The sequence below is a fragment of the Salinibacterium sp. TMP30 genome, from assembly GCF_038397785.1.
In the GTDB taxonomy this organism is placed as follows: Bacteria; Actinomycetota; Actinomycetes; order Actinomycetales; family Microbacteriaceae; genus Rhodoglobus.
In genome coordinates, this window is the sequence record NZ_CP151642.1 from 482,501 (window position 1) to 496,036 (window position 13,536).

The 13,536-nt window shown below is 60.4% G+C and carries 15 protein-coding genes and 1 tRNA gene; 9 read left to right on the forward strand and 7 right to left on the reverse strand.

Annotation, left to right across the window (positions count from 1 at the left end; genetic code table 11):
- Nucleotides 1–9 precede the first annotated feature (9 nt).
- The 6 genes from AADH44_RS02375 to AADH44_RS02400 form a co-directional block, all read right to left on the reverse strand.
- Nucleotides 10–639: a response regulator transcription factor gene (locus tag AADH44_RS02375; protein WP_341953842.1), complete on the reverse strand. Its 630-nt coding sequence runs from the start codon at nucleotides 637–639 to the stop codon at nucleotides 10–12.
- The gene (locus tag AADH44_RS02380) at nucleotides 636–1,790 is read right to left on the reverse strand and encodes a sensor histidine kinase (RefSeq protein WP_341953843.1); all 1,155 of its coding nucleotides are present in this window, start codon (nucleotides 1,788–1,790) and stop codon (nucleotides 636–638) included. The genes AADH44_RS02375 and AADH44_RS02380 overlap by 4 nt, the downstream gene beginning before the upstream one ends.
- Nucleotides 1,791–2,651, reverse strand: a complete 861-nt coding sequence (locus tag AADH44_RS02385; RefSeq protein ID WP_341953844.1) for an ABC transporter permease — start codon at nucleotides 2,649–2,651, stop codon at nucleotides 1,791–1,793.
- A complete protein-coding gene (locus AADH44_RS02390; protein WP_341953845.1) occupies nucleotides 2,648–3,523 on the reverse strand; it encodes an ABC transporter ATP-binding protein in 876 nt (291 codons plus the stop codon). The genes AADH44_RS02385 and AADH44_RS02390 overlap by 4 nt, the downstream gene beginning before the upstream one ends.
- Nucleotides 3,524–3,734: 211 nt before the next feature.
- Entirely contained in the window at nucleotides 3,735–4,478 is a 744-nt protein-coding gene (locus AADH44_RS02395) for a HEAT repeat domain-containing protein (protein ID WP_341953846.1), read from the reverse strand.
- Between the two features lie 31 nt (nucleotides 4,479–4,509).
- Nucleotides 4,510–5,706 (reverse strand): pyridoxal phosphate-dependent aminotransferase, encoded by a 1,197-nt coding sequence (locus AADH44_RS02400; RefSeq protein WP_341953847.1) that lies wholly within the window; start codon nucleotides 5,704–5,706, stop codon nucleotides 4,510–4,512.
- A 263-nt stretch (nucleotides 5,707–5,969) separates the two neighbouring features.
- On the opposite strand from AADH44_RS02400, the gene AADH44_RS02405 reads away from it, so the two are divergent.
- The 7 genes from AADH44_RS02405 (at nucleotide 5,970) to AADH44_RS02435 (ending at nucleotide 10,013) form a co-directional block, all read left to right on the forward strand.
- Nucleotides 5,970–6,042: transfer RNA gene (locus AADH44_RS02405), tRNA-Trp, on the forward strand.
- A 64-nt stretch (nucleotides 6,043–6,106) separates the two neighbouring features.
- Nucleotides 6,107–6,388 (forward strand): preprotein translocase subunit SecE, encoded by a 282-nt coding sequence (gene secE, locus AADH44_RS02410; protein WP_341953848.1) that lies wholly within the window; start codon nucleotides 6,107–6,109, stop codon nucleotides 6,386–6,388.
- Nucleotides 6,389–6,459: 71 nt separating this feature from the next.
- Nucleotides 6,460–7,416: a transcription termination/antitermination protein NusG gene (gene nusG / locus AADH44_RS02415; RefSeq protein WP_341953849.1), complete on the forward strand. Its 957-nt coding sequence runs from the start codon at nucleotides 6,460–6,462 to the stop codon at nucleotides 7,414–7,416.
- Between the two features lie 87 nt (nucleotides 7,417–7,503).
- A complete protein-coding gene (gene rplK / locus AADH44_RS02420) occupies nucleotides 7,504–7,935 on the forward strand; it encodes a 50S ribosomal protein L11 (RefSeq protein ID WP_341953850.1) in 432 nt (143 codons plus the stop codon).
- A complete protein-coding gene (rplA, locus tag AADH44_RS02425) occupies nucleotides 7,935–8,624 on the forward strand; it encodes a 50S ribosomal protein L1 (RefSeq protein ID WP_341953852.1) in 690 nt (229 codons plus the stop codon). Before rplK ends, rplA begins: the two co-directional genes overlap by 1 nt.
- Before the next feature lie 66 nt (nucleotides 8,625–8,690).
- Complete coding sequence (locus AADH44_RS02430) at nucleotides 8,691–9,233, forward strand: N-acetyltransferase (protein WP_341953854.1); 543 nt, start codon at nucleotides 8,691–8,693, stop codon at nucleotides 9,231–9,233.
- Nucleotides 9,234–9,326: 93 nt separating this feature from the next.
- A complete protein-coding gene (locus tag AADH44_RS02435) occupies nucleotides 9,327–10,013 on the forward strand; it encodes a DUF998 domain-containing protein (RefSeq protein ID WP_341953855.1) in 687 nt (228 codons plus the stop codon).
- 18 nt (nucleotides 10,014–10,031) lie between these two features.
- On the opposite strand, the gene AADH44_RS02440 is transcribed toward AADH44_RS02435, so the two are convergent.
- Nucleotides 10,032–10,634, reverse strand: coding sequence for a YqaJ viral recombinase family protein (locus AADH44_RS02440; RefSeq protein WP_341955035.1), 603 nt, complete (start codon nucleotides 10,632–10,634; stop codon nucleotides 10,032–10,034).
- A 136-nt stretch (nucleotides 10,635–10,770) separates the two neighbouring features.
- On the opposite strand from AADH44_RS02440, the gene AADH44_RS02445 reads away from it, so the two are divergent.
- Nucleotides 10,771–12,129: a hypothetical protein gene (locus AADH44_RS02445; RefSeq protein WP_341953856.1), complete on the forward strand. Its 1,359-nt coding sequence runs from the start codon at nucleotides 10,771–10,773 to the stop codon at nucleotides 12,127–12,129.
- Between the two features lie 6 nt (nucleotides 12,130–12,135).
- The gene (locus tag AADH44_RS02450; RefSeq protein WP_341953857.1) at nucleotides 12,136–13,467 is read left to right on the forward strand and encodes an MATE family efflux transporter; all 1,332 of its coding nucleotides are present in this window, start codon (nucleotides 12,136–12,138) and stop codon (nucleotides 13,465–13,467) included.
- The last annotated feature ends 69 nt before the right edge of the window (nucleotides 13,468–13,536 follow it).

The window sequence follows — 13,536 nt, forward strand, 5'->3', positions numbered from 1 at the left end:
CATGCCGCGTTAGCCGCGCTGAGCCAGCAACCCCAGCTCCATCGCTTTCGTGACAGCCCGCGTGCGGTCCTTCACCTCGAGCTTCTCAAACACGTGGATGAGGTGCGTCTTCACCGTCGCCTCGCTCACGAACAGGGTGGCGGCAATCGCCCGGTTGCTATTGCCCTTGGCCACAAGCGCGAGCACTTGGGTTTCGCGTTCGCTCAGTGCAACTCGCACAGGTTCGCGCATCCGATTCACCAGGAGAGCGGCAATCGACGGAGCCAGCGCCACCTCACCCCGCGCCACCGACCGCAGTCCGGCCAAGATTTCCTCCTGCGGGGCAGCCTTCAGTAGGTAGCCACTGGCGCCAGCCTCAATCGCGGCGAGGATGTTCTCGTCAGACTCATAGGTCGTCAAGATCACAACGCGAACATCGGGACGTGCTGCCACAAGCTGCGCGGTCGCCTCGGCACCTCCGAGTCCGGGCATGCGCAAATCCATGAGCACGACGTCGGGGGAGAGCTGCGTGGCTAGGGCGACCGCCCCGGCGCCGTCGCCGGCCTCGCCGACAACATCAATGTCATCCGCAGAGCTCAACAGCCCGACGATTCCACTGCGAACAATGGGGTGGTCGTCAGCAACAACAACACGGATCATGCGAGCACGTCCCTCGGGATAATGGCGCGCACAGTGGTTCCTGTGCCCGAACTGTCGATATCGAGTCGGCCATTGACGAGCCCCAATCGTTCGCTCATCCCTTCGAGGCCGAAGCCAGTGTGAGTCACTGCAGGATCAAATCCGCCGCCGTTATCTCTCACCGACAGGGTGAGCCCGACACCATCTGCGGTGACGACGATCGTGGCGGTGGTCGCCTCTGCGTGCTTGCGCACATTGGCGAGTGCTTCTTGCGCGCAGCGCAGAACGACCACTTCGGTTTCGCGGGCGATCGCGGGTAGAGCCTGGGCGTCCACTGTCACGGTCAGTTGGGTTTCGCGACTGTAGCGTTCCGCCAGCCGTTCAAGCGCGCTGGTGATCCCCTCACCTGTGAGCCCCACCGGTGCGGATGCCGCCACGAGCGCCCGTGTTTCTGCTAACGCCGCGCGGGCACTGTCTTCGATCAGCTCTAGCTGTTCGGCTGCGGCAGCGATCTGGTTGTTGTCGAGTTCGCGCTTAGCTCTTTGGGCAACGAGAACCAGCCCGGTGAGGTCTTGCGCGATGGTGTCGTGGATTTCCCGGGCGAGCCGTTTTCGTTCGCTAGAAATTCCGGCATCGCGACTGATGGCGGAAAGTTCGTCGCGGGTGGAGCGTAGTTCGTCGACAAGGGTTTGTCGCTGGTCGCTGAGGCGGGAAATTTGGGTGATCCAGAGCCCAAGAGCGAGACTGAAAATGATCGACAGCCCCACGATGGTGCCGCTGTAGAGCAGCGCTTCGGCACTGGTTCCGTTGTGAATTACGAAACCCACGCCGACAGAGAGAGCTACCGCAACGTTGCCGATGATCGCGTTGCGGGTGCGTTCGGTGATGATCCACACGAGGGGATACGCTATCGCTTGCAAGATGGCCATTGAGGGTAAAAATGCGACACCAGTGCCGACAATCACTACGAGAATTCCGATGTAGACGAGCGCCGTGATCTTGCTGTTGAACGCACGGATGCCGACGATGAACCAGGTGAGGAGAAACGCGACGAGGGTGACTCCGGCCCCGATTTGGTCGCTCAGCGTCGCCCAACCGGAACCGGCAACGAGTACGACCATTACCAGCGTCGTGACGACGACGGCGATACTGATCCAGCGCAGGTAACCCATTTAGCTATCCTTGCGGATCCACCGGAAAGTCAGGCGTGTCGCGATGAGCCCCAGAACCAACCAGAGACCGGTGGCGATCGCAACGCCGGACAGATTCCAGCTCTCTGACTGTTCAAGAACTTCGAAGCTTGCGGGCAGAAACACTTCCCGCATGCCCTGCGCCATCCACTTAAGAGGGAAGGCACTTGCGAAGTTTTGTAGCCACTCAGGCAACAGCGAGAAGCCCAAGTACACGCCGGAGATGAACTGCAGCACTAGGGCGATGGGTATCACTACCGCTGTGGCACTTTTCCCGGTGCGGGGCAGCGCACTTAACGCGATGCCGAGCACGGCGGATGTTGAGACACCCAGTATGAAGACCCAGGCAAAGGTGAGCCATTTGCTCGGTTCGCTCGGCAGTTCAACCCCGAAGGCGACACTCGCGACCAGGATCACGAGGGTTGCTTGCAGCACCCCGGTCACAAAGACTCCACCGATCTTGCCAATGAAGTAGCTCATGATGGGCAGTGGTGTTCCGGCGAATCGCTTGAGCGTGCCGTCGCTGCGTTCCATCGCAATGTCGATGGCCATGTTTTGCAGGCCGCTCAAAAGGAGCCCGGCGGCGAGCATCCCGGGCAGGTAGAACGCGGCAGCAGTCAACGTTTCGCCGCCTGTTCCAAAGTCCTGTTCGCTAAAGGCGAGGGAGAAGATGGTGAGCATCACTACGGGGAAAAGGAAAGTGAAAAACACGGAGTCGCCTTGGCGGAAGTAGGCGCGCACTTCATATTTGATGCGGCTAACACCGAGCGTCAGTGTGCGGCCAAAATTGATTCCATAACTGCGGCCGGTGAAGACCTTCGGCTCTGAGGTTGTGGTGCTCATCGCGCGTTCTCCACTTCGGGTGCCGTCGTGTGCTCGGCGACGAGCTGCAGGTAGATGTCTTCGAGGCTGGGACGAATGATCTCGAGCCCAGCAGGTTCGGCGCCGTTCAGCATGAGGGATGCTACGAAGGCTCCCGGGCTGTGAGTGCGTTCTTCCCGCGCTGTTCCTCCATCGCGCCAACGCACAATCGGTACACGTGAGTCTGCGCCACCGAGTTCGTCGATTGCTCCGATGTCGATCATCTTTCCCCCGGCGATAACTCCGGCGCGGTCACCCAATTGTGCTGCCTCGTCGAGGTAGTGGGTGGTGAGCAGGATGCTCGTACCGTCCGACTTGAGTGAGCGGATCAGACGCCAAAACTGTTGACGAGCCTCAGGGTCGAAGCCTGTGGTCGGTTCGTCGAGGAAGAGCAACTCGGGGTTTCCGATGATGCCGAGCGCGACATCCACTCGCCGCCGTTGCCCGCCCGAGAGCTTGCGGATGAGGGTGCCCGCTTTTTCTTCGAGCCCCACCGAGGCAATGACTTCGTCAACACCGCGCGGGTTGGGGTAGTAACCGGCAAAATGGCTGAGCTGCTCGCGCACCGTCACATTGCCGCTCTCGCCCGAGGCCTGCAGCACGATTCCGAGTCGCGCCTTCCAGTCGAGGCCGCCCTTACCCGGGTCGACACCGAGCACGCTCGCGGTTCCACCGGTACGATCCCGATAACCTTCGAGGATTTCGATTGTGGTCGACTTGCCGGCACCGTTGGGGCCAAGTAGCGCAAAGGTTTCACCTCGCTGAATCTCGAAGCTGACCGAATCAACGGCGGCAAACGTGCCGTAAGTTTTGCGCAGATTGTTAACCTGCACGACAGGGGCGGTGGTGTTCATTCCTCTATCGTCGCGTGTTCGAGCCTCGCGCAACAGATACTCACGGTTAGAGGTCTATCAACCGATCGGTTGATGCGAACCTTTCGACCACTTTCAGGGGGCCCGCTCGCAGTATGCGGATGGATGCCGCGTGCAGTCTGTCGATGGCACGGTACTGGGTGAGCACACGCTAACCTATGATCACGCCGGCGAGCAGCCGGGCCGCTAGGGCTCAGTCGCTGCCAGGCTCGGGCTCGGCATCAGATTCAGGCCCAGCTCCCGGCTCAGATTCACCCTCAGCTCCGATCTCCGCAGCATCCGCCAACATCACTCTCAGTTCGGCGTCGAAGAGCGCAGCGTCGAAACCTTCATCGGGGGATTCGCGAAGCAACAGGGTCGCGGTTGCATGAACGCGTCGGCGGGTGTCACCGTCTGCGGCAGCTGCTTCAAGCAACGGTGTCGCAGCGTCTTCCAAGGCGACCAGAGCGCGACTAAGGCTGAGCTGTACGTCGCGATCACCACGACTGAGGTGGTGCACTAACGCGGCGGATAACGCTAACTCGCTGCCTTCCGGCACGAGCACTACGGCAACCCGCCACGCTGTGCGGGCTACCTGATCATCGGCGTCGTTCAGAACTTCCGGCGTGATGGCCACCCATCCACGAGGGTCACCGATCTTCGAAAGCGTGTGCAATGCCTGACTGCGGGCTTGCGCATTCTCTGAGTGCACTTCGTCGATCAGCAGCGGAACGGTCTCCGAGGCCGGATGCCGCATCAGTGCCCACGTGAGTGTCTCGCGAACGTTGAGGTCGGGTTCAATCGCGCAGCGTGCGAGGAGCGGCTCAATGTATTCCGGGCGCGGATGTGTTCCGGCTGACATTGCAGCCTGCAATCGAGCTGAGGCGGGTGCAGAAGTGAGCGCTGCGCGCAGTCTGCCGGCGGCGGCCGCGGCGTCGCGCGGCGGGGTGATGTCCATTGGATCCTCCACCGAAACTTCGGCGGCTTAGTTAGCTAAAGAGTTTTTGCAACCGCTTCACGCCTTCGAGGAGTGCGTCGTCGCCGAGGGCGTACGAGAGGCGCAGGTAGCCGCTGGGTCCGAATGCTTCGCCGGGCACTACAGCAACCTCGGCTTGGTCGAGAATCAGGTCGGCGAGTTCGAGGCTAGTGGTCGGGGTGACTCCGCCCCATTCGCGGTTGAGCAGACCCGAGACATCCGGGTACACGTAGAACGCACCTTGAGGTGTCGGGCAATTCACGCCCTCAATCTTGTTGAGTTCGGAGACCATGAGCTTGCGGCGACGATCGAAGGCGAGACGCATTTCTTCAACGGCATCTTGCGGGCCGGTGAGGGCTTCGATGGCAGCGCGCTGCGAAATGTTGGAGACGTTGCTCGTGAGGTGCGACTGCAGGTTCGCGGCCCCCTTCATGGCGTCGACGGGGCCCACCATCCAGCCAAGGCGCCAGCCGGTCATCGAGTAGCTTTTGGCGACACCGTTCACGAGGATCGTGGTGTCGGCGAGCGCCGGAACAGCTTCAACGATGGAGACGGCACGAACTCCGTCGTAGACGAGGTTTTGGTAGATGTCATCACTGATCACCCAGATACCGTGCTCGAGAGCCCACTCACCGATGGCTTTGGTTTGCTCGGGGGAGTAGACGGCACCGGTGGGGTTTGAGGGCGAGACGAAGAGCAGCACCTTGGTGTTCTCGGTACGGGCAGCTTCAAGCTGCTCAACCGTCACAAGGTAACCTTGGTCGGCACCGGCGAAGACTTCGACCATGGTGCCACCGGCGAGCTTTATTGCTTCGGGGTAGGTGGTCCAGTACGGGGTAGGAACGATCACGTCGTCGCCCTGGTCAACGAGGGTCGCGAATGCTTGGTAGACGGCCTGCTTGCCACCGTTGGTGACGACCACCTGGTTAATTCCGACCTCGAGGCCGCTGTCGCGCAGGGTCTTCGCCGCGATCGCTTCCCGCAGTTCGGGTAGGCCTGCTGCTGGTGTGTAACGGTGATTCTTGGGGTCGAGCACTGCTCGGGATGCCGCATCCACAATGTTCGCGGGCGTCGCGAAATCGGGTTCACCTGCCGCATAGCTGATGATGGGGCGGCCTGAGGCGAGAAGCGACTTGGCTTTTGCGTCCACTTTGAGGGTGGCCGACTCGGCGATGGCGGAAATTCTGGCAGAGAGGCGAGGTGAAGTCACCGGTCAAGTCTAGGGCTTCACGCGTGGCTGTGCCCAGAGATTTCAGGCCGCGTACAGGCTCCGTTCGCGCTCACGCTGGGGCACAATGCGAGGGACAATGGAGGTGCGACGACGTGGGGGCCGGACCTCGCATTTGATGAGCGCTCCGGATGACGTACACTGGAAGAAGTAGTTGAAAACTGCCATACTTTCGCGCGCCTGCTCCTCACTTCGTGAGAGTAGATCTGCGAGGGTGTGGGGCGAGAGATTCAGGTCTCTTGCAGAGGGTGGTGGCTCAATTGGTAGAGCAGCGGTCTCCAAAACCGCAGGTTGCAGGTTCGAGTCCTGTCCGCCCTGCAAGTCCCGATCCGTCTTTCACGGCCCGGGCCGAGCAAGCCGAAGTATCGGAAGGTAAATAAGAGTGGCCAAGAAAGTCGTAGACGAGCCCAGCGAGGACGTCGTCGCCAAGGCGAAGAAGGACAGCGAGCAACGTCGTGGACCCTTCGGGCGCATGGCACTCTTCATCCGTCAAGTAATTAATGAACTCAAGAAGGTTGTAACGCCGACAAGGCGTGAACTAATCAGCTTCACGCTGGTCGTTCTTGTGTTCGTTGTCATCATGATGGCCATCGTTTCCGGACTTGATTTCGGGTTTAGCGCGTTGGTCAACTTCCTGTTTGGTAACCCTGAACTAGTGGTCTAAACCTTCACCGACCGCCCTTCACAAACCGCAACGGCTACAAGCCGAACTGCAGAGCAACGAAAAGAGATTTAGTGTCCGAGAACCACCGCGAAGACTCCGAGCTCGCTACGGCAGCAGAGCAGTCCTCCGAGGAGGATGAGGCGCAGACGGGTAACACCCTGGCTGAGGCAGAGCGTTCTGAAGACTCCGCCGAGCACCAGGCAATGCACGTTGAAGGCAGCTCGACTGATGTCGACGCCGATCTTGCTGGCCTCCTTGAGGCTCTGGATGCTGCAGTCGACCCCGAAGCCGATGCTGCGGTAGACGACGCACTTGACATTGATGATGCGGCCGAGGCTGACGCATCTGTGGCTGCCACTGACGACGAAGCATCTGATGATGCTGAGACTGCTGAAGGCGAAGAGGCTGAGGTTGACCCGTACGCCGAGTTCCGCATGGATCTGCGTCTTCAGCCGGGCAAGTGGTACGTCATCCACTCCTACGCCGGGTTCGAGAAGCGCGTCAAGCACAACATGGAGAACCGTAAGGTATCGATGGCTATGGAAGATTATGTTTTCCAGGTCGAGGTGCCCATGGAAGATGTTGTCGAAATCAAGAACGGCCAGCGAAAGCTTGTCAACCGCGTTCGCATCCCTGGTTACGTCCTGGTTCGCATGGAGCTCAACGAAGACAGCTGGTCAGTTGTTCGTCACACCCCAGGAGTTACTGGCTTCGTTGGCAACGCGCACAACCCGGTACCGCTGCGCTTTGAAGAAGCTTTCAACATGCTGAAGAGCCTTGTTGAGATCGTCGAAGCGCCCGCAACCAAGGGTTCGTCGACCAAGGGCAAGACTGCTGCGCGTTCCATTCCTGCCGAGATTGACTTCGAGATCGGTGAGACCATCACCATCAAGGAAGGTTCGTTCGCGGGCCTGCCCGGTTCGATCAGCGAGATCAAGGCGGATAGCGGAAAACTCATCGTTCTGGTTTCGCTCTTCGAGCGTGAGACCCCGGTCGAGCTCAGCTTCGATCAGGTCACCAAGCTTTAAGGGCTAACGCTCCTAAAAAACCACCGCGCCTTCAGGGGTGCGGGAGAGCTGGCCACACGGGTCAGTTCGTACAGTAAAGGAAACACAATGGCACCGAAAAAGAAGGTTACAGGTCTGATTAAGCTTCAGATCCAAGCCGGCGCCGCCAACCCCGCACCGCCCATCGGGCCTGCGCTGGGTCAGCACGGCGTTAACATCATGGAGTTCTGCAAGGCGTACAACGCCGCGACCGAGGCACAGCGTGGAAACGTTATCCCGGTAGAGATCACTGTGTACGAGGACCGTTCATTCACGTTCATCCTCAAGACCCCGCCGGCAGCAGAGCTCATCAAGAAGGCTGCTGGAGTTCCTAAGGGATCGGGCACGCCGCACACCGTCAAGGTTGCGAAGCTCACAAAAGACCAAGTACGCACGATCGCCGAGCAGAAGATGGCTGACCTCAACGCCAACGACATCGACGGCGCAATGAAGATCATCGCGGGCACTGCTCGTTCGATGGGAATCACGGTGGAGGCATAATGTCCAAGAATTCCAAGGCATACAAGGCCGCCGCCGACAAGCTTGAAGAGGGTAAGTTCTACACGCCCACTGAGGCTGTTACTGTTGCTCGCGAGACGGGTTCGAAGAAGTTCGACTCCACCGTTGAGGTTGCTCTTCGCCTGGGCGTAGACCCTCGCAAGGCTGACCAGATGGTTCGTGGCACCGTTATCCTGCCTCACGGCACGGGTAAGACGGCACGCGTTATCGTTTTTGCGACCGGTCCTGCAGCCGAGGCAGCTCTTGCTGCTGGCGCTGACGAGGTCGGTGGCGCAGAGCTCATCGAGAAGGTCGCTGCGGGTTACACCAGCTTCGACGCAGCCGTCTCGACCCCTGAGCTCATGGGTCAGGTTGGTCGTTTGGGTAAGGTTCTTGGCCCTCGTGGCCTCATGCCTAACCCGAAGACCGGAACGGTTACGCCAGACACCGCTAAGGCTGTTTCTGACATCAAGGGCGGAAAGATCGAATTCCGTGTCGACAAGCACTCCAACGTGCACTTCATTGTCGGCAAGACGGCATTCACCGCCGAGCAGCTCGACGAGAACATCAAGGCAGCGCTCGAAGAAGTTCTTCGTGCCAAGCCCAGCTCTTCGAAGGGTCGCTACATCACCAAGGCAACCGTCTCCACGACCTTTGGTCCTGGCATCCCGGTCGACGTCAACTCGATCTAGTACTGCCGCAGTGAACGGGGGTCAGCGTCTGCTGGCCCCCGTTTTCACATCCCCGAGGAGATCATCGTGATTGTCACCGTTCGCCCTGCTCTGCTCTCTGATGCTGAACTCTTGCATGATCTAGCACTCCAGACGTTCCCGCTCGCGTGCCCTCCAACGACCACGCCCGAGGCGATAGCCGAGTTCATCACACAGCACCTCTCGGTGTCGTCATTTCGTGGCTACCTCAACGACAAGACCCGCGAAATTCTGATTGGCGAAGTCGATAGTCAGCCCGCAGGTTACGTTCTGTTCTGCAGCGACGAACCGAGTGATCCGGATGTTGCGAATGCGCTCACTGTGCGACCAACGATCGAACTCAGCAAATGTTATGTTCTCAGCAACTTTCATGGCACGGGAGTTGCGCGTGCTCTGATCGTTGACGGTATGGTGCGGTCACGTTCTCAGGGATTCGCCGCTATGTGGCTCGGCGTCAATCAGGAGAACATTCGGGCAAATCGTTTCTACGAGAAGATGGGTTTTCGACTCGCTGGCACCAAGAAGTTTCTCGTAGGGGAGCGGTGGGAAGACGACTACGTTCGTGAGCTGCTTCTCGACGACAAGGCTTAAAGGGCTCTGTTTTCGCTATTGCTGCGTCGTCGTCGTGCCCTACGATTGTGGAATGCCCGCATCGTTGACCTCGCGCCTGCGAGCGTTGAAGCGATGACCGCAGTTGCGCCGCAGCAGATTGCTCTCGCGGCGCTTGAAGGCTATGCGGCGGTCGCCGGCAGCATCGCCGTTGGTGTCGCACTTGTCCTCATTTGGATGTCGCGGCTCGCGGTTCCGCGCGAGCTCTATGTCAGCGAACTCGGCGCTGAGGGTGAACCCACTGCCGCAGCGTTTGAGATCGCACTGCTGTTGATTGTGGGCGGCGGATCCGCAGTTGCGTGGTCTGCTCGACGTGTTCGGGCCTGGCCCCCACTGCTCGTGCTCGGCTCGCCTGCGCTGTCGTTGTGGGTGGGTTGCGGATTCTTCCTTCTCGCCTCACAGGTGACCTGCACGTCCGGGTGCCCGTTGCCCTACGGTCCCACCTTCACTTGGCAGGACTTCACGCACACTCTCGCTGCTGTGATCGCATTTGCGGCAGCATGCTGGGCCATGATTCAGACATCGTTCGCGCGGGAACATCGAGTGCTCGCCCGCATGTCCCTCATCACGGCAATTGCTGTCGCAGTCATTGCCGGCACCGGCGGTCTCTTCTCGCTCTTCCGTTTTCAGGTTGCGCTCGGAAGCCGTCTCGAGTTTGTGGCAACCACTATCGCGATTGCCTGGCTCATGATTCTCGGTACTGTGATCGCCACGCGAAAACTGGGACGTGGCCGAGCGAGCGAACTGGCCAGCGTCAGCTAGTTCGCGAGAATCGACTACCTAGGGTGCGCGCATGAGGTCGAGCAGCCGATCGGCGAGACCCACCAGCGCATGAATCTGGTCTTCGTCGCGTTCAACCCACAGGAATTTCGGCTCGCCATGCACCGGCACGAAATCGTCGTGCTGTTCCCACACCACTAATGTGCGATCCGCTCCCAGAACGTATTGCTGCCACCACACCTGACGTAGGTACGAGCGCGGGATGCTGCGCCACGCCTTGTGCGTGGTCTTGATCTCTGACAACACAACTGCCCCATCGACCATTGCAACACCGTCAGGGGTCGCAAGATGGAGCGGCTGATCATGCGCGTGATACAGCGCCGAACTGGACTGGATGCCGTGCTGGGACAGCACCCACCGTGCGATCTCCGGCTCCCGGAGGCGCCCATGATCGGTGAACGCGTTACCGCTGAAACCGGAGCCGAGAAGTTTGCTTTCGACCAGCCCGCGCAAGGATTGTTCGGTTGCTAGGCGGGCGGCATCCGTTGCAGTCACGCCACGGCTTCGAGCACGAAGCCAAGCAACCCGATCCTCGGCATGGGCGACAACCCGGTCACGGTGATTGGGCGCAACCGGCTCCCATAGATCGAGTTCCGGCTGCATAGTCACCTCACTATTCTCTCGCGTCTGCAACGGTCTTCTGCGCCCACCGCGCAGAAACTCCAATTCAGCGCTACCAAGTGCGTCGTTGGCACGCGTCACGTCATCGAATGGGTCGCGGTACTGGCAGACTAGGCGCATGCGAGCTGGACGAACCGATAATGCGTCCCCGTCGAGTCTTTATCGTCGGTGGTCAGTTGCGGCAGCGGCGACACTATTCGCGATCGTAGCGTTTATCCCTGCTGCCGGGGCCGCGGCATCCACCGGGTCGATTCCGCCAGACGTCTCTGCGTTCGCGATGGCCGACGATGGACTCATCCTTGAGCTCGAAGAGTACTTTGGTGTCGACCAGCGCGGCGACGGTCTTGATTTCTCGGAGGGCATCGAGCTTGGCGAAATTGACCGCATTTTTCTGTGGTCAGATGCATACCACTCGGGGCAATCCATTGAGACTCCCGTGCAGTATGTGAACCGCTGGAAGGTTCCTGTTCTTATTGGTGACGAGCCTGTCGGGATCGCGATGATCGGAATCGATCCGGCAACGGTCGAGCCAGAAATGATTGACTTCATCCGCAGCCCTGGCATAGCGCTCGCCCTCGATGACATCAACACCGACGCGACCCTCGTATTTGAGCCTGAGACGGGTGCATGGTTCAGTCTCAGCGACGGGTCAATCATTCCCCTCGTTCGTGGCGACAGCGGAATCGCAGAAGAGACCACCCTCGCCCAATACCAGCCCATGCTCACGACCCGCGTCGTTGACGTCGTCGAACCGACCCCCCAGCCGGACCAGGGTTCCGTGCAGTCGGTCGTGCTGATCGCTACCACCGCAGTGGTGCTGCTGCTTGCCCTCCTCGTTCCCACGATCATTGGTCAGGTGCGCGAACGACGCGCACGGCAAGCAGCGGGTGAGGGCGAGGGCGAGGGCGAAACAGCTACCGACGTTCACGACGATGTCAAGCACGACGATGTCAAGCACGACGCTGAACCCCACAACGCCGAATCCCGAGACGCTGAATCCCGCAACGCTGAACCCACAGTGACCGATGTCGCCGCTGACACCGCTGCGCCTGAAGTGCCAGCAACGCCTGACGTGGATGCGGCCGCGGTCGCTCCTGCTGAAACAACGGCCACAGAACCGGGAACAGCCGCGAAGCCTGTGGATGAGGAGAAGGTGGCGACGGCGAAGTCACCAGCCGCGAAGCCCGCTACTCCCAAGAAAGCGCCGGCAAAGAAGACGCCTGCCACGACCAAGCCTGCAACTACCAAGCCCGCGACGACCAAGCCCGCGACGACCAAGCCTGCCACGAAGAAGCCAGCGACCAGCACCTCGGCAACAAAGAAGCCAGTATCCAGCCCCTCGGCAGGGGCAAAGCCGCTGGCCAAGAAGCCCGCACCCAAGAAGCCCGCACCCAAGAAACCTGCCGCGTCGAAGCCGGCGCCTGCGAAGCCGGTGGCGTCAGAGTCGCCTAGTGCGACAGAGTCGTCGGTAGACTAGCCAACTGTGAGTTTGTTGCGCTCGCCGCTTGATCACGACATCCGGCGGTTGGCACTTCCCGCGCTGGGTGCCCTTGTCGCTGAGCCCGTTTTTCTGCTCACCGATACTGCGCTTGTTGGTCACCTCGGCAGCGAGCAATTGGGTGGGCTTAGTGTCGCAAGCGCCGTGCTGCAAACCGCGGTTGGGCTACTCATCTTTCTCGCATACTCCACCACTCCAGCAGTAGCGCGCTGGCTAGGTGTCGGCAATCGTGCGCGGGCGGTCGCGGCAGGTGTCGACGGGGTCTGGCTCGCCATCGGTTTGGGAGTGCTGCTCGTCATCTCCGGCATTCCCGCGACGCCGTGGCTCATTAGCCTCTTTCGCGCGGATGCCAGCATCGTCGAATACGCCAACCAGTACCTCTCAATCTCCATACTCGGTCTGCCAGCGATGCTCATCACCTTCGCGGCATCCGGACTCCTGCGAGGTCTCCAAGACACCCGAACCCCACTCGTCGTGGCTGTTGCCGGATTCGCCGCCAACGCTGTGCTCAACGTGCTGTTCATTTATGGATTCGGATGGGGGCTCGCTGGCTCCGCGATCGGCACGGTCGTCGCAAGTTGGGGAATGGCGTTTGCCTACATCGTGATGCTCATTGTCATTGCGCGCCGTGAGGGCGCACGGCTGCGGCCGCACCTCGGTGGAATGTTGGTGGCGGGGCACGCCGGAGCCTGGCTGCTGCTGCGCACCGCGTCACTGCGGGCCGCGATGCTCGCGACGATCGCTGTAGCGACCGGCTTCGGAGTGCCAGAACTTGCAACCGTACAGATCGCTCTGACTATTTTTGCCACCCTCGCGTTCGTGCTCGACGCCCTCGCGATTGCCGGTCAAGCGATGATTGGCAAGGAGCTTGGTGCAAGCGATGTTCCGCGCGCACGCGCAATCACTCGGAGGCTCATCGAACTGGGTGTCGGCAGCGGGGTGCTCCTTGGCCTTGCGGTTCTGGTGATGTCGCCGTGGGCCGGATTTGTCTTCAGTTCCGAACCAGATGTTCGCACAGGGTTGGCTGCACTTCTGCCCGTACTCGCCCTCGGCATCCCCGTAGCTGGATTTGTATTCGTTCTTGATGGGGTGCTGATCGGTGCGGGGGATGCCCGCTATCTTGCGCTCACCGGGCTCATCAATTTGGCCGTGTACGTGCCACTGCTCTGGTGGGTCGCGGCCGCAGAGCTCACCGCTGTACCAGCCCTGGTGTCACTGTGGTTCGCGTTCGGCCTCGGGTACATCGGTGCACGAGCGGTGACCTTGGGGCTGCGCGCGCGCGGAAATCGTTGGCTCATCACCGGGGCGACGCGGTAGCCGGCATCCCCGTCAATTTGCAGCAATCCTCCCGATACCGTAGTCTTACCGAAGCCAAAGACCGCCGGT

Excerpts from the sequence above, each read along its gene's own strand:
- rplA (WP_341953852.1), top strand. The coding sequence starts at position 7,935 with ATGTCCAAGAATTCCAAGGCATACAAGGCCGCCGCCGACAAGCTTGAA.
- AADH44_RS02395 (WP_341953846.1), bottom strand. The coding sequence starts at position 4,478 with ATGGACATCACCCCGCCGCGCGACGCCGCGGCCGCCGCCGGCAGACTG.
- rplK (WP_341953850.1), top strand. The coding sequence starts at position 7,504 with ATGGCACCGAAAAAGAAGGTTACAGGTCTGATTAAGCTTCAGATCCAA.
- AADH44_RS02375 (WP_341953842.1), bottom strand. The coding sequence starts at position 639 with ATGATCCGTGTTGTTGTTGCTGACGACCACCCCATTGTTCGCAGTGGA.
- AADH44_RS02445 (WP_341953856.1), top strand. The coding sequence starts at position 10,771 with ATGCGAGCTGGACGAACCGATAATGCGTCCCCGTCGAGTCTTTATCGT.
- AADH44_RS02390 (WP_341953845.1), bottom strand. The coding sequence starts at position 3,523 with ATGAACACCACCGCCCCTGTCGTGCAGGTTAACAATCTGCGCAAAACT.
- AADH44_RS02435 (WP_341953855.1), top strand. The coding sequence starts at position 9,327 with ATGACCGCAGTTGCGCCGCAGCAGATTGCTCTCGCGGCGCTTGAAGGC.
- AADH44_RS02380 (WP_341953843.1), bottom strand. The coding sequence starts at position 1,790 with ATGGGTTACCTGCGCTGGATCAGTATCGCCGTCGTCGTCACGACGCTG.
- AADH44_RS02440 (WP_341955035.1), bottom strand. The coding sequence starts at position 10,634 with ATGCAGCCGGAACTCGATCTATGGGAGCCGGTTGCGCCCAATCACCGT.
- AADH44_RS02385 (WP_341953844.1), bottom strand. The coding sequence starts at position 2,651 with ATGAGCACCACAACCTCAGAGCCGAAGGTCTTCACCGGCCGCAGTTAT.